16 protein-coding genes and 1 pseudogene are annotated in these 18,453 nt (G+C 73.0%); 5 read left to right on the forward strand and 12 right to left on the reverse strand.

Going from position 1 to position 18,453, the window contains the following annotated elements; all coding sequences use genetic code 11:
- The first annotated feature begins 59 nt into the window (after positions 1-59).
- A complete protein-coding gene (locus ABD223_RS25815) occupies positions 60-218 on the forward strand; it encodes a hypothetical protein (RefSeq protein ID WP_344039080.1) in 159 nt (52 codons plus the stop codon).
- A 105-nt stretch (positions 219-323) separates the two neighbouring features.
- Here the strand turns inward: ABD223_RS25815 and ABD223_RS25820 are convergent, their stop codons facing one another.
- Positions 324-611, reverse strand: a complete 288-nt coding sequence (locus ABD223_RS25820) for a GNAT family N-acetyltransferase (RefSeq protein ID WP_344039081.1) — start codon at positions 609-611, stop codon at positions 324-326.
- Positions 612-810: 199 nt separating this feature from the next.
- Between ABD223_RS25820 and ABD223_RS25825 the strand changes: the two genes are divergently transcribed.
- On the forward strand, positions 811-1,713 hold the full coding sequence (locus tag ABD223_RS25825) for a phosphatase PAP2 family protein (protein ID WP_344039083.1): 903 nt from the start codon (positions 811-813) through the stop codon (positions 1,711-1,713).
- 63 nt (positions 1,714-1,776) lie between these two features.
- Here ABD223_RS25825 and ABD223_RS25830 read toward each other — a convergent pair whose 3' ends face one another.
- The 6 genes from ABD223_RS25830 to ABD223_RS25855 all read right to left on the reverse strand — a co-directional run bounded on the left by ABD223_RS25830 (position 1,777) and on the right by ABD223_RS25855 (position 9,567).
- Entirely contained in the window at positions 1,777-2,991 is a 1,215-nt protein-coding gene (locus ABD223_RS25830; protein WP_344039084.1) for a putative glycoside hydrolase family 15 protein, read from the reverse strand.
- A 375-nt stretch (positions 2,992-3,366) separates the two neighbouring features.
- The gene (locus ABD223_RS25835) at positions 3,367-4,215 is read right to left on the reverse strand and encodes a DUF7192 family protein (protein ID WP_344039085.1); all 849 of its coding nucleotides are present in this window, start codon (positions 4,213-4,215) and stop codon (positions 3,367-3,369) included.
- Positions 4,216-4,218: 3 nt separating this feature from the next.
- Complete coding sequence (locus ABD223_RS25840) at positions 4,219-5,925, reverse strand: AAA family ATPase (RefSeq protein ID WP_344039087.1); 1,707 nt, start codon at positions 5,923-5,925, stop codon at positions 4,219-4,221.
- Between the two features lie 107 nt (positions 5,926-6,032).
- Positions 6,033-7,472: an ATP-binding protein gene (locus ABD223_RS25845; RefSeq protein ID WP_344039088.1), complete on the reverse strand. Its 1,440-nt coding sequence runs from the start codon at positions 7,470-7,472 to the stop codon at positions 6,033-6,035.
- Entirely contained in the window at positions 7,469-9,148 is a 1,680-nt protein-coding gene (locus ABD223_RS25850) for an NAD(P)/FAD-dependent oxidoreductase (protein ID WP_344039089.1), read from the reverse strand. Before ABD223_RS25850 ends, ABD223_RS25845 begins: the two co-directional genes overlap by 4 nt.
- A 68-nt stretch (positions 9,149-9,216) precedes the next feature.
- On the reverse strand, positions 9,217-9,567 hold the full coding sequence (locus tag ABD223_RS25855) for a PRC-barrel domain-containing protein (protein ID WP_344039090.1): 351 nt from the start codon (positions 9,565-9,567) through the stop codon (positions 9,217-9,219).
- A gap of 138 nt (positions 9,568-9,705) precedes the next feature.
- On the opposite strand from ABD223_RS25855, the pseudogene ABD223_RS25860 reads away from it, so the two are divergent.
- Positions 9,706-9,903: pseudogene (locus ABD223_RS25860) on the forward strand (CorA family divalent cation transporter); the annotation flags it as partial.
- A gap of 28 nt (positions 9,904-9,931) precedes the next feature.
- Here ABD223_RS25860 and ABD223_RS25865 read toward each other — a convergent pair.
- From ABD223_RS25865 to ABD223_RS25885, 5 genes are all read right to left on the reverse strand, one after another.
- Positions 9,932-11,149 carry an acyl-CoA dehydrogenase family protein gene (locus ABD223_RS25865; RefSeq protein WP_344039091.1) on the reverse strand — a complete coding sequence of 406 codons (1,218 nt, stop codon included), beginning with the start codon at positions 11,147-11,149 and terminating at the stop codon, positions 9,932-9,934.
- A complete protein-coding gene (gene sfnG / locus ABD223_RS25870; protein WP_344039092.1) occupies positions 11,146-12,282 on the reverse strand; it encodes a dimethylsulfone monooxygenase SfnG in 1,137 nt (378 codons plus the stop codon). The genes ABD223_RS25865 and sfnG overlap by 4 nt, the downstream gene beginning before the upstream one ends.
- Before the next feature lie 293 nt (positions 12,283-12,575).
- Positions 12,576-12,965: a LuxR C-terminal-related transcriptional regulator gene (locus ABD223_RS25875; protein WP_344039094.1), complete on the reverse strand. Its 390-nt coding sequence runs from the start codon at positions 12,963-12,965 to the stop codon at positions 12,576-12,578.
- Between the two features lie 354 nt (positions 12,966-13,319).
- Positions 13,320-14,414, reverse strand: a complete 1,095-nt coding sequence (locus tag ABD223_RS25880) for a carboxylate-amine ligase (RefSeq protein WP_344039095.1) — start codon at positions 14,412-14,414, stop codon at positions 13,320-13,322.
- 23 nt (positions 14,415-14,437) lie between these two features.
- A complete protein-coding gene (locus tag ABD223_RS25885) occupies positions 14,438-15,097 on the reverse strand; it encodes a hypothetical protein (protein WP_344039096.1) in 660 nt (219 codons plus the stop codon).
- A 374-nt stretch (positions 15,098-15,471) separates the two neighbouring features.
- Here ABD223_RS25885 and ABD223_RS25890 point away from each other — a divergent pair, with 374 nt between their 5' ends.
- Together ABD223_RS25890 and ABD223_RS25895 are read left to right on the forward strand one after the other, a co-directional pair.
- A complete protein-coding gene (locus tag ABD223_RS25890) occupies positions 15,472-17,223 on the forward strand; it encodes a flavin monoamine oxidase family protein (protein ID WP_344039097.1) in 1,752 nt (583 codons plus the stop codon).
- On the forward strand, positions 17,220-18,452 hold the full coding sequence (locus ABD223_RS25895) for a metal-dependent hydrolase family protein (protein ID WP_344039098.1): 1,233 nt from the start codon (positions 17,220-17,222) through the stop codon (positions 18,450-18,452). Before ABD223_RS25890 ends, ABD223_RS25895 begins: the two co-directional genes overlap by 4 nt.
- Position 18,453 lies beyond the last annotated feature (1 nt).

An 18,453-nucleotide genomic window follows, 5' to 3' on the forward strand; every position in this document is an offset into this window, starting at 1 on the left:
ACCTCAAGTCTTCCCCAAATTGCCTGTGGGTGTGACCCGGATCTCTCTATTCTTTTCCCATGAGACTGCTGCTCTGGATCGCGCTGACCAGCGCGTTGGCGGTCGAGGGGGCCATGGCCCTGCCGATGCTGGCGGGCTTGGCGATCGTCGGCTGCGCCGACGCGCGCTTCTACCGGGGGGTGCGCACACCGCGCGTTCAAGATCTTTTCATCAGGTGACGCGGAAATAGAGGTCGACGACGAATTCCACGCGCGCGGAAGGCCGGGGGGTCGCCCGCGCGGCATTTCCCGCGGTGACGCGGGACGGGGGTGCCGGGCGCGCGGTCACGGGCGCGACCCGGCTCCGGGCTTCGCGGGGCCGCGCCAGACCGGGTGGAGGAGCGGCCCGTCCGGCAGGGCCATCGGATCACCGAGGCGGGGGAACCCGACGCGCTCGTACAGCGCCAGGCTCCTCGGCGAGCTCGCCTCGGCGTAGAAGCCGACGCCCTCGTGGTCGCACCAGGACGCGAAGCCCGCCATCAGCACCCTGCCCAGGCCGCGGCCCTGCGCCTCGGGCCTGGCGCCCATGTAGGTGTAGCGCCGGCCCCCGTTCCGCGCTGCCCAAGGGTCCACCGCGGCGGTCAAGGCCCATGGCGGGGGAAGTGCCCGGCGGCGGGGTGGCCGAACTCCGGCGCCGGTCCACGAGCGGGGAGCGCAGCCGAACGTGTGCCCCCGAGGCGGGCGCACGTCCCGCCCGGGGCGCCGCCACACCGGGCGGTGCGCGGCGAGTCGCTCCACGATGGACCTCCGATCGTGGTGATGGAGGGTGGCCGTGGCACCAGGGGAACAGGCCGGCCGGCGGCCGGAGCAGGTCGCGGCGCCGATCCGGCCCCGGCGGTGGGAGGTGATCGCGGTCGCGGCCTCCGGGGTGGCGGCGCTGGTCTACGTGCTCACCGTGTGGACGACGACGGGTCAAGAACTGGAGAACGCCGCGCTGCGCGGCGCGGACCAGGTCGACGCGGCCCAGGCCGGTGAGGCGTGGCGGGCGCTGGACGAGATCACCGCCTACTCGCTGGCGGTGGCCGTGGCGCTGGTCGCGCTGGTCGGCGCGCTGCGGCGGCGGTGGGACCTCGCGGTCGCGGCGGTGGGCGTGATCGTGCTGGGCCAGGTGGTCGTCCAGGGCCTCAAGCGGTTCGTGCTGGTCCGACCCCCGCTGGTGGAGGTGGTGGGCGACTACGCCCACAACAGCCTGCCCAGCGGGCACACCGCGATCGCCATGACCGTGCTGTTCGCCGCCGTGATCGTCGTGCCCCACCGGTGGCGCGGCGTGGTGATGCTGCTCCTGCTGCCGTGGGCGGTGGGCATCGGTCAGTACGCGCTCACCGCGAAGTGGCACCGGCTCGGCGACACCCTCGCCGCGGACGCGATCGCCCTGGCCCTGGCCGCGCTCGCGTCGTGGTGGTTGGCGCGTCGCGGAGCGCTGCACCGCTACGAAGGCCGTCGCCGGGTCGGCCGGGTCGTCATCGGGGTGTTCGCCGGGGTGTCCGCCCTGGTCGGGCTGGTCCTGGGCGCCGTCCTGTGGGGCGTGCCGCTCGCCCGCGCCGGCCTGGCCGGCGCGGTGCGGGACCACGACTACGAGTGGGACCTCTACCTCGGCGCGGGGTCGTTCGCCTCGGCCGGGTCGCTCGTCGCGGCACTGGTGTTCCTGGCCTCCTGGCGCCGGCTGAAGACCTGACGGCGCGCGGGGCGGGGACACCGGGCGCGACGAGCGACCCGCTCACCGCTTCGTCCGCTGTTGTCAGCAGGGTCGGCGCAGGATCGATCCCGAGGTGCCGCGCAGGGCCACGGAGGTGACGGCCGCGCCGCGTTCGTCGGTGTGGTCGCCGTTGACCTTGACGGTGACCGCGGCGGTGGTGGACGGGTTGGCGTTGACGATCACCGTGCCGCAGGCGAAGTCGCGCTGGTAGACGTTGCGCGCCACCGAGCGGTACGGCCCCGAGGGCGTGCCGAGGTCCCAGTCGTACTCGGCGCGCCAGGGCGAGGCGTCGCCGTAGCCGTCGGTCCGGTGCACGTCGGCGAACGCGGCGCGCCCACCGGCCGCCATGAGGTAGCTGGCCAGCGCGTACCGGTAGGGCCGCTCGGCGTCGGGGCTGAAGTGCGGCTGCACCCAGGTGATCTTGCCGCGCGCCTCGTTGGCGGCAATCTCGGCGACCTGCCTGCTCCAGCCCTCGGCGTACTCGGGCAGCAGGTTCGCGTCGTCGAAGGTCAGCCACCACTCGTCGAAACCGCCGTCGAGGTGCTCGGTGTAGGCGTCCCACGCGCCGGCGTGCAGCCGCGCGTTGGACAGGTTCGCCACCGTCTTCAACCCCGCGGAGACGAATTCGTCGCGGGTGTTGGCCAGCATCGAGGTGTACGCGTCCTGGATCGCGGCGTCGGTCGGGTACTTCGCCGGGCACACGCCCTCGTGGTAGGCGTCGCACGGGAACAACGCGTTGTCCATGAACACGCCGTCGAAACCGCCCGCCTTCGCACTGGCCACCACGTTCCGCGCCCACGCCCGCTGGTAAGCGGTGTTGCCGACGTCCATCTGCCAGTGACCGGAATAGCCGCCGTACTCGAACCGCTTGCCCCCGGAATCGAGCAGGAACCACTCCGGGTGATCGCGCTGTGCCTCGCAGAAACCGATCCCGGCAGGCAGGTGCTCGTCGTCCACGCCGTTGCGGCACGCGTACGAACGGGTCGAGGAGAGGTCCTTGTAGACGAACAGCTCGATCGCCGGGTTGACCGCCTTGAACCTCGCGGCCAGGTCGCCCTCCCAGGCGTTGAGCACCACGTAGCTACGCCGCTTCGCCTCGGTGACCAGCGTCTTCTCGTCTACCGGGGTGCTGTTCATGTGCAGCCAGAACGATTGGACCTGCCCACCTCCGCTCGCGTTCGCGGCGGGTTCGACCCCCGCCGACCCGGCCGGGGCCACCAGGGCCGCCGCCGTCGTGAGGCCCAGCACCGCGGACATCAGTATGCGGGTGCGGCCGAGTCGCGCGGGGCGGCGCCGACCACGTTCATTCCGGTTGAGCAGGGGCATGCCGAACTCCTGTTTTCGGCAGGCGGCACCCATCGCCGATCACGGGGACGTGTCGACCACAGCAGGGAACAATGGGCGTGCCCGCCCTCGTATTGGTGTGCGCGCCGATCTTCTACTGTCCGGTAGCCAAACGCGCAGCCGCAGTAAAACCGTTGCTCGGCGGACGAGTCAAGTAACGTGCGCCACAGCAGGCACGAAATTCTTCGTCTCCATTGGGCGCAACTGTTCCGGTCAACTGGTAATAGATCATGGCCTCGGTGGCGCGCCCGGGAGTCCGGCGGTCGGCGCGGCGGCGCCCCGGTGACCTCAGCCCTGGATCAGCCCGAGGTCGCCGAACACCTGCCGTCCCCAGGAGAGCGCGGTGGGCAGGTCGTCCCACTGCCGGTCCTCTTCGGTGAGGTAGGGGAACACGTACGGTTCGGTGATCCCATCGGGCAGGTCGGTGGCGTGGCACGTGTACGGGGGGAGCCCGTAGTTGGAGGCGAACACCGCCGCGGCGACCTCCTTCGGCTGCGCGTCCCAGATGCCGAACCACAGCCGCCGCAGCATCGCCGGGTGCGCCATCGCGAAGATCAGCCTGCCCACGTCGAGTGGTTCGCCGGCCGAGATCACCCGGGCCACCGCGCAGTAGCGCTGCCGCCCCCGGGGCAGGTGCAGCACCCCGGCGTCCCCGGACCAGATCTCCACGCTGTGGCCGGCGTCGATGATCGCGGCGCACAGGGTGGCCAGCGCCAGGCCGCGGTTGATGATCACGTCGTGCCCGATCCGGTGCGAGTACGAGGCCGGGACGAGGAACGTGATCACCTTGCCTCGCCGGGAGACCTGCCGGGGCACCGCGTCCACCATGCACTCCGGCACCCCGGCCAGGTACGCGCCGACGTCCACCTCGCTGCCGGTCACGTCCCAGGTCGGTTCCAGCACGGTGACCGCGTGTGACAGGCCGGCGCTGTCGCGCAGTTGGCCGATGGTCACGTCGGCCTCCTCCAGGGCCAGCGGCCAGCCGTCGACGGCCAGCCGGACCGCCTCGTCCCAGGAGGCGCCGGGCCACTCGACATCGGTCCTCCTGCTGTGCCCGTGCCCGATGGACGGCCGGGCCGTCGCGGCGTCCAGGAATTCGTGCCAGGACAGCAGCGGTGGCAACGTCGTGGGGAGCACCGGTCAGTCCAGTTCCAGCGCCCTGCGGTGCGCGTCGGACAGGCCGCGCACCACCCGCCACCGGATCACCTGGTCCAGGGTGGCGCCCGCCTCCAGCAGCTTGGCGCCGTCGATGCTGGTCCGCGGTGAGAAGAGCACCGGCAGCTTCTTCTCCTCCACCAGCTCTCGCAGGTCCCGGACCTCGGCGAGGAGTTCGTGCACCGCGTCCGGGTGCGACGGCGCGTGCCGCAGCGCGATCCGCTCCTCCAACCCCTCGTCGATCGGCACGTCGATCACCACGAAGCGGTCCAGCGTGGCGGAGTCCAGCGTCTGCCGGCCGACGTACTGCCGGTCGCCCCCGGTGCCGTACGTGTTCCCGGTGGCCACCAACCGGAAGTCCTCGTGCGCGTCCACCATGCGGTCCGCGAACGCGCAGAGGCCCAGCGCGAGCGCCTGGTTCAGCTCGGCGAGCAGCCCGGGGTGGCCGTTGTCCAGCTCGTCCAGCAGCATCACGCCGCCGTGCTCGAACGCACGGCGGAAGGGGGTGTCGCGGTACTGGCCGTGAGCGTCGTAGTAGCCGAACACCTTGCTCATGGGCGTGGTCGGCCCCAGCGACAGCGCCTGGAACTCCAGGCCCAGCGCCCCCGCGGCGTGCTTGGCCAGCATGGACTTCCCGGTGCCCGCCGGGCCGACCAGCAGCACGTGGCAGCGCGCGTGCAGCGCCACCAGCAACTCCGGCAGCACCGCGTGCGTGTCCGCGCCCAGCTCCACCTCCCCGCCTTGGGGGAGCACCACGGTGACCACGTTCGGCGCGTACTGCGCGAACGCCTTCTCCGCTTCGTCGCGGATCGCGCCGCGCACCGAGTTCAACGCTTCCTCGGACACCTCGTCGACCACGCCGGGCAGGGCCTCGCGGGTCGCCTCGCGGGCCATCTCGGTCGCCGCGACCGCGGCTTTGCCGGCCAGCTCGTCGTGCAGCAGCCGCAGGTCCGAAGTCGCCGCGGCCACCGCGTCGCGGGCGAGTCCCGGCAGCACCTCCCCCGCCTCCCGCCGCACCGCGTCGGCCAGCGAGCCGCGGACCCCCTCCGCCTCGGCCCGCACCGCCTCGGGCGCCGCGCCCTCGACTGCCGCGCGCACCACCTCGACCATCGCGGCGGACCCGGCGCGCACCAGCTCGTCCCGCACCTCGTGCCGGTCCGGCGTGGCCCTGGCGACCGCGACGCGGGCCAGTTCGGCGATCACCTCTTCGGACTGCCGCGCGAGGGCGCCGGCGACCGCGTCGCGCACCTGGTCGGTGGCCTGCCGCACCACCTCCGCCAGCACGTCCCCGGCCCGACCTCGCAGGATGCCGGTCACCTCCGAGCCCACCGCGGCGACCAGCTCCTCGCGCAGCTCCGCCGCGTCCGGTGTCGCGTCCCGCACCGCGGCCCTGGCCAGGTCCGGCAGCAGGGCGTCCGCGGCGCGGTTGACCAGCGCCGGCAGGCCGGCCTCCAGCTCCTTGCGCGCCGCACCCTCCACCGCGGCCCGCATCTCGGCCAGGTCCGGGGTGGCCTCGGCGACCGCGAACTCGGCCAGGCCGGGCAGCGACGCCTGCGCGTGCTGTCGGATGGTCTCCGGCAGGCGGGCCTGGATCTCGCTCTGCACCATCCAGAGCAGGTTGCTCTGCGTGAACACCGCACGCGCCACCGCCTCGGAGATCTGGACGACCTCCGCCTTCGTGCTGCTCCGCACGCTTCCTCCCCCGCTCAACGTGATCCCGTCCCCAGTGTGGAACCGTTCCGGGGAGGCCCGCGGCGGGCGGCATGTTGCTGCCACAGCCGGCCGTCGCCCCCGCGGTCCTACGCGGCGCCTCCGGGTCGATCCGGCAACGACCCCGCCGACAGCGGCAGGCGGACCAGGAAGCGGGTGTCACCGGGCCGGGACTCGACGCGCAGGTCGCCGCCGTGGCGTTCCACGACGATGCGCCACGTGATGTCCAGGCCCAGCCCGGTGCCCTCGCCGACGGCCTTGGTGGTGAAGAACGGCTCGAAGATCCGGTCCCGCACCTCGGGCGGGACGCCCGTGCCCGTGTCGCCCACCTCCACCAGCAGGTGGTCGCCGTCGCGGGCGGTGCGCACGGCGAGCGTGCCGCGGCCTCCCATCGCGGCCACCGCGTTGTCCACCAGGTTGGTCCACACCTGGTTCAGCTCGGCGGCGTGGGCGGGCAGCGGCGGCAGCGCCCGGTCGTAGTCCTTGACCACCCGGACGCCGTCGCCGAGCTTGCCGCCGAGCATGACCAGCGTGGAGTCGAGCAGGTCGTGCACGTCGACCACCTGGAACGGCGCGCGGTCCACCTGCGAGTACTGCTTGGCCGCGCCGACCAGCGAGGAGATCCGGTTGGCCGCGTCCTCGACCTCGTTCATGAGGGTCTCGGTCTCCACGGTGTAGGCCAGCCACCGCACGGCGGCCTCGGTGGCGGTGACGGGGCAGGTGCTCACCGCCCGCTCCAGCCAGTCGGCGTCCAGGCCGCCCGCGACCAGCACGGGCGCGAGGTCCCACCCGCCGTCGACGCCGTGGTCGGCCAGCCAGTCGGCCAGCTCGTCCTCCCGGTCGGCGGCCTCCATGGGTCCCAGCGCGGTCGCCTTGGCGACCTGCTCGACCGCGCCCTCCTGCAACCGCACCAGCGCCGGCAGCGCCGCCGGGTCGAGCGAGCCGCCCGCCAGCAGCGCGAGCTTGTGGCGCATCCCGGCCACGCGTTCCCGCAGCGCCGCCGTCGCCCGCACGGCCGCCGCCGCCGGGTTGTTCAGCTCGTGGGTCAGCCCGGCCGACAGCGCGCCCAGCGCGAGCAGCCGTTCCCGCTCCCCCACCACCCGCTGGGTGTTGCGCATCCCGAAGAACAGGCCCTCCAGCAGGTGCACGGCCATCGGGAACCACTCGCGGAACACCGCGCCGAAGTCGTCGGCGGGCAGCTGGTAGAGCCGCACGTCGGTGATCGCGTCGGCGTTCATCTGATAGCCCTCGCCGGGTGACACCTCCGCGCCGACGTAGGCCTGGGTCGCGCCGAAGTACGAGCCCCGGTGGTCGGTGCGGTTGGTCTCCACGCGCCGGCCGCCGATCGTTCGGCTGAGCGCCACGGCGCCGTCGAGCAGCACGAAGAAGCACGTCGCGGGTTCGCCCTCGCGCAGCAGGCGCGTGCCCGCGGCGTGGGTCTCGACCTGCCCGTGGGCGACCAGCCACGCGAGCTGCTCCTCGGACAGGTGCTCGAACAGGAACAGCCCGCGCAGGTCGTCGGTGTTCACGAGCGCTCCAGGTAGCGGTGGACCAGGGACACGGCCATCGCGCCGTCGCCGACGGCCGAGGCGACCCGCTTGACCGACTCCGCCCGCACGTCGCCCGCCACGAACACGCCCGGCAGGCTGGTCTCCAGGTGGTACGGCGGTCGGGTGGGCTCCCAGCCCGCGGGTGGCGCGCCGTCGACGACCAGGTCCGGCCCGGCGAGCACGAACCCGCGTTCGTCGCGGGCCACGGCGCCGTCGAGCCAGTCGGTGCGCGGCGCGGCGCCGATGAACGCGAACAGCCACGACGCGGGCACGGTCGTGGTCTCGCCGGTCCTGGTGTGCCGCAGGGTCAGCGATTCCAGGTGGTCGCGGCCCTCGCCGCCGACGACCTCGGTGCAGGTGCGGACCTCGATGGCCGGCACCCGCGCGAGCTGCTCGACCAGGTAGTGCGACATCGACCGCGCCAACGAGTCGCCGCGCACCACGAGCACCACGCGGCGGGCGTGGGCGGCGAAGTACAGCGCCGCCTGGCCCGCGGAGTTCGCCCCGCCGACGAGGTAGACGTCCTGGCCCGCGCAGTGCGGGCCCTCGGTGGTGGCCGCGCCGTAGTACACGCCGCGGCCGGTCAGCCCGCCCAGTCCGGGCGCGTCGAGCATCCGGTAGGACACGCCGGTGGCGAGGATGACGGTGTGCGCGGCCAGCTCGGTGCCGTCGCCCAGCCGCACCACGCGCGCCGCGCCGCGGGCCTCCAGCCCGACCACGTCGCAGGCGGTCAGCACCTCCACGTCGAACTTCAGCGCCTGCCTGCGGGCGCGTTCGGTCAGCTGCTCGCCGGACACGCCGTCGGGGAAGCCCAGGTAGTTCTCGATGCGGCTGCTGGTGCCCGCCTGGCCGCCGGTGGCGCGGCGCTCGACGAGCACCGTGCGCAGGCCCTCCGAGCCGCCGTAGACCGCCGCGCCCAGGCCCGCGGGCCCGCCACCGATCACGATCAGGTCGTAGAAGTCGGTGGAGGGCCGCGTGCTGAGGCCGACCTCGGCGGCCAGCTCGGCGTCGCCCGGTTCGACCAGGGGCCGGCCGTCGGCGGTGACGACCACGGGCAGCCGGGCGCCGTCCTGCCCGGCCGCGGCCAGCAGCCGCGCGGTCTCGGGGTCGCCGTCGTCCACGGCGTGCCAGCGGAACGGCACCGAGTTGCGGGCCAGGAAGTCGCGCACCTCGTAGGACCGGGCCGACCAGCGGTGGCCGACCACCCGCACCTGCCGCACCTCGCGCCGGTCGTCGGCGGCCCAGGCCTCCAGCAGCCGGTCGACCACCGGGTACAGCTTCTCCTCCGGCGGGTCCCACGGTTTGAGCAGGTAGTGGTCGAGGTCCACCACGTTGATCGCGCGGATCGCCGCGTCGGTGTCGGCGTAGGCGGTGAGCAGCACCCGCCGCGCGGCCGGGAACAGGTCCATCGCGGCTTCCAGGAACTCGATGCCGCTCAGGCCGGGCATCCGGTAGTCGGCCAGCAGCGCGGCGACCTCCTCGCCGCGCAGCTTGATCTCGCGCAGCGCCTCCAGGGCCTGCGCCCCCGACTCGGCGCGGACGACGCGGTAACCGCTCCCGTACCGGCGGCGCAGGTCGCGCGCCACCGCACGGGAGACGTTGGGGTCGTCGTCCACGGTGAGGATCGAGGGCCGGGCGACCCGGGGTGTCGTCATGTCCGCAGTGAACCAGGCGACCCGCCCCGGGTCACCGCCACGACCGGCTCGTGTGACCGGGATCCGGGTCAGCGCCGGGCGAGGCGGCGCTCCGTCCCGGGACCGTGGTCGAGGCCGTAGTGGGCGAAGACCCCCGGCTCGTCCTGGGCGTACAGCTCCCCGTCGGTCTCGATCGACGGGGCGTCCTTGACCAGGTCCTTCGAGTAGCGCACCCGTACCGCCTTCGGCAGGACCGTGGCGCCGAGGGCGGGCACGAACGCGAGCCTGCGGCGGCCGAGGAAGCCGACCTCGACGGTCAGGAAGCTGGGCTGGTCGGTCACCGTGTCGACGTACACGGCCTCCAGGCCGCCGATGGTCTTGCCGTCCGGGTCGATCACGTCGTGGCCGACCCAGTCGCGGAGGTTCTCTGCGGGGAACATGCGCCCGGGTTACCCGCAACCGCCGACTCGATGCGCCGCGTCGCCGGTACGGGCGAGCGGCCGGCCGGGCGGGTGACGGCGAGGTGGGACGAGTCGCCGCACCTGGCGGGCTGCGGCGTCGGCTTCCTGGCGCACGGGCGGCCGAACATGATCATGAAGAAGGTCACCGGGTGGGCGGCGATCATCGCGCTGCCCACCGCGGTGACCGGTTTCTACGGTCAGAACGTCCCCTACCCCGGCTACGACCAGCCGTGGGGCTTCTGGGTGTCCACGGCCGTCATGGTGCTGCTGTCGGTCGGCCTGTACGTCTCCTTCAAGCGCCGCGACTGGCTGTGACGCCCGCCGTCGCGCGCGCCCGGGCGGGTCACGTGTACCAGGTGGGCTCGGGCACCTCCCCGACCAGCGCGTAGCGGCCGACCTCGGCGTTCTTGTGCGCGGAGGGGTCGTGCAGGCTGTGGGTCCGGAGGTTGCGCCAGAAGATGTCCAGGCCGACGCCGTTGGCGGTGGCCCGGGCGCCGGTCACGTCGAAGATCCGGGTGCCGATCTCCAGGCCGGTGTCGATGGCGCGGAGCTTGGCGGCGGCGACCACCACGGCGGCTTCGCCGCGTTCGCGCGCGGTGACGGTGTCGGGGTGGGTGTTGATCGCCTCGATCAGGCCGGCGGCGCGCTCGGCCAGCGCCTCGGCGGCCCACAGCTTGGCCTGGAGGTCGCCGTAGGTCTCCAGGACGTGGAACTCGTCCACGGCGCGGTCCTTGACGTCGACCGCGTAGGGCCACGGCCGGGTCCGGTCGCGGGTGTAGGCGGCGGCGGTGGACAGCGCGCCCCTGGCGATGCCGAGGTAGAAGTTGGTGAACACCAGCTGGATCAGCGGGACGTTGAGCGTGTTGTAGACCCTCGGTCGGAACTCCTTGTCGACGTAACCGGCGGCCTGCGCCCACGGCACCCGCACGCCGCGGATCTCCACGCTGCCGCTCTCGGTGAGCCGCTGCCCGAGGTTGTCCCAGTCGTCGTTGAACGCGATGGCGTCCTGGTGGGACGGGACGATGGCGAAGACGTGCTTGTCGGTGCCCTCCAGCACGCCCTCCAGCACGGTGACGTCGGAGACCTTGCCGCCGGTGGAGAAGGACTTGCGGCCGGTGAAGACGATCTCGTCGCCCTCGTCGGTGATGGTCAGGTCGTCGTCGCGCGGGTTGACCGCGCCGCCGAAGAACCACCGCTCGCGGGTGGCCTGCTCCTCCACCGCGGCGACCTGCGCCGGGGTGGCGACCAGGCGGGCGGCCCAGGACCACAGGTAGTGGTAGCCCAGCAGCTGGCCGATCGAGCCGTCGCCCGCGGCGACCTCGCGGATCACCCGGTAGGCGGTGGTCCAGTCCTGGCCGCCGCCGCCGTGCCCGACCGGGCCGAGCAGGGTGACCAGGCCGGCGTCCTTGAGCAACGCCACCTCGGCGTGCGGGGTGGCGCCGGCCCGGTCGCGGGCGACGGCGTCGGTGGCCAGGAGGGCGGCGACCTCGCGGGCGCGGCCGAGCCACTCGTCGGGGGTGGTCGGGGTGGTGGTCCAGGTGCGTTGCGCGGAGGTGGTCACGGGCGTGCTCCGATCGGTTCGGCGGTGGCGGCGGAGGCGTCGAGGTCGGCTTCGAGCTCGCGGACGATCGGCAGCACGTGGCGTCCGAAGTGGACGACCTCCTCGTGGTAGTGCAGGAAGCCGAGCAGCAACAGGTCCACGCCGCGCTTCTTGTACTCGACGATGCGGTGGGCGACCTGCTCCGGCGTGCCGATCAGCCGGGTGCGGAAGCCGTCGTTGTACTGCACGAGGTCGTCGAACGACGAGTCGGCCCACATGCCCCTGCCGTCGGCGGTGGAGCTCCCCGCCTGTTGGACCGCGTCGCGGAACCCCTGCACGGCAGGGACGTCGGCTCGGGCCACGATCTCGCGCAGCGTCTCGCGGGCCTCGGCCTCGGTGTCGCGGGCGATGAGGAAGCCGTTGAGGCCGAACCGCACGGTGCGGCCGTGCTGCTCGGCGGCGCGGCCGACCTCCTGGACCTGCTCGGTGACGCCGTCGAAGTCCTTGCCGTTGCTGAAGTACCAGTCGGACACCCGGCCCGCCATGGCTCGCGCGGCGGTGGAGTTGCCGCCCTGGAAGACCTCCGGGTGCGCCCGGCCGGGCACCTCCAGCGGTTTGGGCTTGAGGTCGTAGCCGCGCAGGCGGTAGAAGTCGCCCGCGAACTGCGCCGACTCCTCCGTCCAGCTCGCCCGCAGCACGCGGATGAACTCCTCGGCGCGCCGGTAGCGCTCGTCGTGCTCCAGCCAGGGCTCGCCGAGGGCGGTGAACTCGCCCTTGAACCAGCCGCTGACCACGTTGACCGCGGCGCGCCCGCCGGAGACGTGGTCGACGGTGGCGATGAACTTGGCCAGCACCGCGGGGTGCCACAGGCCGGGGTGGACGGCGGCGATCACCTTCAGCCGCCGCGTGGCCAGCAGCAGGGCGAGGCTGAAGCTGGTGGACTCGTGCTGGTACGCCGCGCCGTAGCCGGCCAGGTAGCGGACCTGGCTCAGGGCGTACTCGAACCCGTTCTCCTCGGCGAGCACGGCCAGCTCGCGGTTGTAGTCGTAGGACCAGTCGGTGCGTTGTTCGATCTTGCTCACGACGAGGCCGCCGCTGACGTTGGGCACCCAGTAGGCGAACTTCAGCGGCCCCCGCTCCCGGTTCTCGGGCACGGTGGAACTCCGGTCTTGTACGTCCTCAGAGGACGGATGAGGGGGAAGTCGGGCCTATCGGTGGCGACAGCCCTGCGCGGCGACGCGGACGAAGTCCACGTGGCGGCGCCTGGTCAGCGCGGTCCGGTGCTTCACGCCCCCACTCCAGCAGCGGGCGGCGACCGGGTCAACACGGAGCGCTACGGGTCCACATGGTGAACGGGCTTGCGCGCACCGAACGTCGAGCCTTGCCCGGGTGACCTGCGCCACAGTGCCCGCCTGCCGTGCGACTCCTGGGGAGGGGACGCGGGTGTTCAGTGCAGCCGGATGCCGGCGCCGTGGTAGACGGTCGAGCACCCCGGGCACAGCCACCCGGGCGGCGGGCCGCCGCTCAGCTGCGCGATCGCCTCGCCGCGCGTGGCGACGCCCAGCTTGGCGAAGATGCTGTGCAGGTGCGACTTGACGGTGCGCTCCGAGATGCGGAGCTGCCGGGCGATGGACCGGTTCGACATGCCCGTTCCGATCAGGGTGATCACCTGCGTCTCGCGCGGGGTCAGCTCGGCGGGCGAGACCGCCGGTGTCCGCCGGACCTCCTGGGGCGCACCCAGGGTGTGGTGCACCTGGCCCCACGCCTCCGAGGCGAGCCGTTGCAGCTCCAGCGCCCTGTCCAGGGCTCGGCAGAAATCGTCCTGCGACGGTGGCATCAGGACCGTCCCGTCATCGCGCTCGACTACACTCAGCAACCATAGCGACTCCCTTCCCGGAAACGAACCACTGATCGGGTCATCACCCGGTTGCCGCCTTAAGAATGGCTCCTCCAGCGGAGCCGGGGTACAAGAGCCGGCCGTGCCGGAGCCGCGCGGCGGTCTCCAGTGGAATTCTGCCGCGGGAAACCGACCCACCACCCGCCCGGACCCCGATCGGGCGTTCCCCGGTGAAGTCCGGGGTCTTTTTTTCGCATTCGTCACGGGGAATTCGGCCGCCGGCGCCGGAAGCGCCGTCGCGCGCATTCCCGTGGTCCGTCGTCGGGGCCGGGCGCTCGACCGGTGGAGCGCGGCTCACCCCGCCACCGCGCGTTCCGCCAACATGTCCACGACGTCCTCCAGCCTGCCCCGGCGCCGGTGGGCCAGCCGCTGCCGGAGGGAACCCGAGCCGCCCGCGCGCCGTTCGCGCAGGGCGTTGAGCGCGAAACCCGTCTCACCGGCGGCGTCGAGCGCCGGTGAGATGTGGTTGACCAGGGCGGACAGGCCCGTCGCGGTCCACGAGCGGTCACCGGCGGGCGGCGCGGCGGCGTCCTCGGGGAGGCCGTAGCGGGAGGCTCGCCAGCACGCCGCCCGCAGCACCTGGTCGGCCACGTGCGGCGCGGCGCGCCCCGCCCGCACGTCGGCGAGGGCGGTGGTGGCGAGGGCCTTCACCAACGCCGCGATCAGGACGGTGTCGTCCACCGTCTGCGGCACGTCGGCCACCCGGACCTCGACCGTGGGCTGGTGGTGCGACGGGCGGGCGTACCAGTAGAGCATCGCGTCGTCGAGGATCGCGCCGCTGTCCACCAGGTCCGCGACCACCTCCCGGTACTCGTGCGCGCCGGTCAGGCGCGGCGGCGGGCCCGCCATCGGCCAGCGGCCCCACAGCTGGGTCCGCCAGCTGTGGTAGCCGGTGTCGCGCCCCTCCCAGTACGGCGAGTTGCCGGAGATCGCGAGCAGCGCCGGCAGCCACGGGCGCAGGTGGTTGACCACCTGCACCGCCTCCTCGCGGTCGGCGATCCCGACGTGCACGTGGCACGAGCAGACGCACTGCTGGTCCACCACCGGGCCGAACCGCTCGACGATCCGGTGGTAGCGCGGCTGGTCGAGCACCGGGGGCGGACCGGGGCTGCCCAGCACGACGGTGCCGCTGGCGACCAGGCGGCACCCGGCGGTTTCGGCGGCGCGGGCCGCCTCCCGGCGCAGCACCAGCAGCTCCGCGCGGAGCTCGGACAGGTCGGCGCACACCCGGCTGACCGTCTCGACCTGCGCCTCGGCCATCTCGGGGACGATCCCGTCACCGACCCGCTGCGCCGTGGAGCGGAGGACTTCGGCCGATCGCCACACCGTCCGCCGGGTCGTCGCGTCGGTGAGGAGGAACTCCTCTTCCACACCTACCGTCAGCTCCACCGCGCACCCCTCACGGACGCCGGTCAGCCGGTCGCGATGTAGTGCCAGTAGTCGGACAGCAGGTCGGGGACCTGCTCGGCGCTGCGGGTGACCCACCGCTCGGGCTCGCCCTGGGAGAGCCCGTGCGCGACCACCTCGGGCAGCCGCTGCCGCATCTCCGCGGGTTCGGCCGAGTAGTTCTCCAGGTACGCGATCACCGGATCCGGGACGTTGCCGAGCTCGCGCAGCGCGGTCACCAGTTCGGCGGCCACCGGGCAGAACAACCGGAAGTCGGTGTGCAGCTCCATCGCCGCCTCGGCCGGGCCCGCGTGCGCCGCGACCCAGGTGACCGCCTGGTTGAGCTGGACGACCGCCTGCGGCAGGTCCGCGCGGCGCAGTTCGTCGGGGTCAAGGCCCACGGCGGGCGCGGCGGCGTCGCTCAACAGCCTCCGCTGCGACACGTACACCGTCGCCACGTACGCGAAGAACCCGACCGGGACCTCGTGGCGGAACCGGTCGATCAGGATCCCGAAACGGGGTATCTCCGCCTGCTGGGTGAGGAATTCCCCCGTCACGAACCGCTGGAGGTGCTGCGGGTGGACGCGCCCCGCCCGCGCCGCCGCGAGCAGTTCGTTGCTCTCGACCTGCTGCTTGATCGGCAGCAACGCCTCGTAGTTCTCGATGATTTCCGCGGCTTTCGCCATGACCGCCCTCCTGGTCGCGCACGGGTTGCGCACCGGGTAACGCACTGCCGCCAGCCTAGGCCGCCTTCTCCCGAGAAGATATGCAACTTATGCCCTAGTCCACCGATCCCGAGCGCGATCTTCCCGTTGCCGCGGGCGCGTTGCGACACACGAGGGATTTCCCCTCTCATTCTTCGGCGGCACTGGACCGACCTCCGGCGTCGCTGTTACTTTGCAGCGGGAGCAGCCGTACCCATTCGGACAATGATCCGGAACTCCCCGTCGACATTTCCCGACTTCCGCGCACGCCGGGTCGGCGGAACGGTTCCCGCACAACACCGGTGACGGCCAGGCGCGTGCGCGCGTGGTCGTCACATCCCGGGAGAGGACCGAGCGTGACCGAACCGCGTGCCGCAGACCTCCAGGTCGACTTCCCGTTCGACTACGCCCAGCACGTGTCGGGGGGCCGGCGGATCGGCCGGCTGCCGGACCACGCGCTGGGCTCGCCGGTGGCCGTGGTGGGCGCGGGCGGCAGCGGGCTGACCGCGGCCTACGAACTGCTGCGGATCGGTTGCCGCCCGATCCTCTACGAGGCGGAGACCGAACCCGGCGGTCCCGGCGGGCGCAGGCTCGGCGGGCGCATGTACTCCCGGCGGCTCTCGGACGCGGACAGCGCCGTGGTCGAGCTGGGGTGCATGCGCTTCCCCGACTCGGCCCACCTGCTGCGCCACTACACCGAGGAGTTCGGCCTGCGCCGGAGCCCCTTCCGCGACGAGTACGCCGCCGACGTCACGCCCCGGACCGTGGTCGACCTCAACGGGGAGACCCGCTCGGTGAGCACCATGGCGGACCTGTCCGCCGAGCACCCCGGGTTCGGGCGGGCGCGCCGGAGGTGGGAGGCGGCGCTGCGGCGCATCGGCGTGTTCGAGCTCCAGGACGCCCTGGTGGCGCGTGACCGCGCGCGAGCGCGGCGGTTGTGGTCCGACCTGGCGCACCGCTTCGAGGAGTGGACCTTCTACCGGTTCCTGCGCGACCCCGGCGGCGTCGGCCTGAGCCGCTCGGACGCGCACCTGCTGGGCACCACGGGCGTGGCCACCACCGTGTGGGACACCTTCTACCACCTGTCGTTCCTGGAAACGCTGCGGATGCTGCTGGCCACCGAGGGTTCGACGATGTACCTGCTCGACGACGGGATCAGCGCGCTCGCGGACGCCTTCTGGGGCCACGGGACCACCGGGCCCGACGGCACGCCCACCAGCCTCGCCGAGGTCAACCGCGGCGCGCCGCGACCGGCGGTGACGGCGCTGGAGGTCGGCGCCGACCAGTCGCGGGGCGTGGTGGTGCACTGCGAGGACGGCACCAGCCAGTGGTACCCGGCCGTCGTGTTCACACCGCAGCTGCACATCCTGGAGACCGGTGTCGAGGTCCGCCCGCTGAACGGGGTCCGGCCGTTCGGGCCGCGCCTGCGCGAGGCGATCCGCAGGATCGCCTACTGGCAGTCGGCCAAGACGGTCCTGGTGACGGAGTCGCCCTTCTGGGAGGGCACGAGCCTGGACGGCGTCACCATCACCGACCGGCTGCCCAGGGCGACCTACACGTTCGACTACGGCGAACCGCGCCGACCGGGCGGGCGGCGCGGCGTGCTCGTGCTGAGCTTCACCTGGGCCCAGGACTCGACGAAACTGGCCTCGTCCACCGTTGACGAGAGGGTCCGCGCGCTGGTCCGCGAACTGGCCGAGATCCACCCCGAGGTGGCCGGCGAACTGCGCCGCCAGGCCGAGAACGCCGAGGCGTGCACGATCTCGTGGGAGAACCAGCGGAACTTCCGCGGTTACTGCCGCTACGCCCGTCCCGGCGACTACACCTACCAGTGGGACCTGTTCGCGAACTTCGTCAAGGACTTCACCGGCTCACCGCCGGTGCCGGGCGAACCGGTCACCCCGCTGTTCCTCGCGGGCGACGACGTCGCGTGGTCGCCCGGGTGGCTCGACCACGCGATGGCCTCCGGCCTCAACGCCGCCTGGGGCGTCCTGCGCTGCCTCGGCGGCCGGACCACCCCGGACAACCCCGGTCCCGGCGACCTGTGGGACGACGAGCACCACCGCCCCCTCGTCCTCCCCGACGACGTCGAGGGTGATCGGCGGTGACCGCGACGACGAGCAGCGGCGCGGACGGCGACCTCGTGGTCGTCGCCGACCGGCTGTGGGACGGCGAACGGCTCGTCGCCGACGGCCACGCCCGGGTCCTGGTGCGGCGCGGGCGCGTCGAAGCCGTCGGCCGGGACGTGGACACGGCATGGGCGACCGACACCGTGGTGCTGCCCGGCCACACGCTGCTCCCCGGCCTCATCGACTGCCACGTGCACGTGCTCGACGAGGCCATGGTGACCGAGCCCATCGGCGTCCAGGTCCTGTGGGCGCTGACCGCGATGCGCGCCTTGCTGGACAACGGCTTCACCACCGTCCGCGACCTCGGCTGCGGCGACTACCCCGGCAACGTCGACCTCCGCCGCGCCCAGTCCGAGGGGGTCGTCACCGGGCCACGCCTGGTCGCCGCGCCGAACATGCTGTCCGCGCGCGGCGGCCACGGCGAGAAGCGACCGAGCCTGGCCACCCGGTACGGCCTCCAGGTCGGCACCCTGGGCGACGGGGTCGACGAGGTGGTCCGCCGAGTCCGCGAACAGGCGCGGGCGGGCGCGGAGTGGATCAAGTTCGCGGGCAGCGGCGGCTTCTCCTCCCCCGCGGACGACCCGGCGACCGTGACCTACTCGCAGGCGGAGGTGGACGCGATCGTCGGGGCGGCGCACGACCTCGGCCTGCCCTGCGCGGTGCACGCGTTCAACGACGAGGCCGTGCGGCGGGCCGTGCGCGCGGGCGTGGACTCGGTCGAGCACGCCAACATGGCCGGTGAGGAGACCTTCGCCCTGCTGGCGGAGCGCGGTGTGCCCCTGGTGCCCACCCTGCACTCCATGGCCCACTTCCTCGGCCACCTGGACGACGACGAGTTCTGGGAGGGCGAACCGCCGGTGGTGCGCGCCCAGTTCCGCACGCACGCCGACCGCATCCGCGCGTCCTCGCGGCTGCTCGTCGGCAGCGGCGCCACCCTGGTCTTCGGCACCGACGCCAGCGTCTTCCCCTACGAGGACAACTGGCGCGAGTTCGTCGACATGACCGAGGTGGGCATCCCGCCCGCGCACGCGCTGCGCGCCGCCACCGCCACCGCCGCCGACCTGTTGAAGCGCCCGGACCTGGGCCGCCTGCGCCCCGGTTGCGCCGGGGACCTGGTTGCCGTGCCCGGCAACCCGCTCACCAACATCTCGGTGATGGGAAAGGTCGACTTCGTGGTGCAGGACGGCCACGTCCTCACCCGCCCGTGAA

The organism is Saccharothrix xinjiangensis, assembly GCF_039527585.1.
Lineage (GTDB): Bacteria > Actinomycetota > Actinomycetes > Mycobacteriales > Pseudonocardiaceae > Actinosynnema > Actinosynnema xinjiangensis.

Coding starts and splice junctions, on each gene's coding strand:
- ABD223_RS25815 (WP_344039080.1), top strand. CDS start 60: ATGAGACTGCTGCTCTGGATCGCGCTGACCAGCGCGTTGGCGGTCGAG.
- ABD223_RS25830 (WP_344039084.1), bottom strand. CDS start 2,991: ATGTCCGCGGTGCTGGGCCTCACGACGGCGGCGGCCCTGGTGGCCCCG.
- ABD223_RS25850 (WP_344039089.1), bottom strand. CDS start 9,148: ATGACGACACCCCGGGTCGCCCGGCCCTCGATCCTCACCGTGGACGAC.
- ABD223_RS25855 (WP_344039090.1), bottom strand. CDS start 9,567: ATGTTCCCCGCAGAGAACCTCCGCGACTGGGTCGGCCACGACGTGATC.
- ABD223_RS25875 (WP_344039094.1), bottom strand. CDS start 12,965: ATGCCACCGTCGCAGGACGATTTCTGCCGAGCCCTGGACAGGGCGCTG.
- ABD223_RS25885 (WP_344039096.1), bottom strand. CDS start 15,097: ATGGCGAAAGCCGCGGAAATCATCGAGAACTACGAGGCGTTGCTGCCG.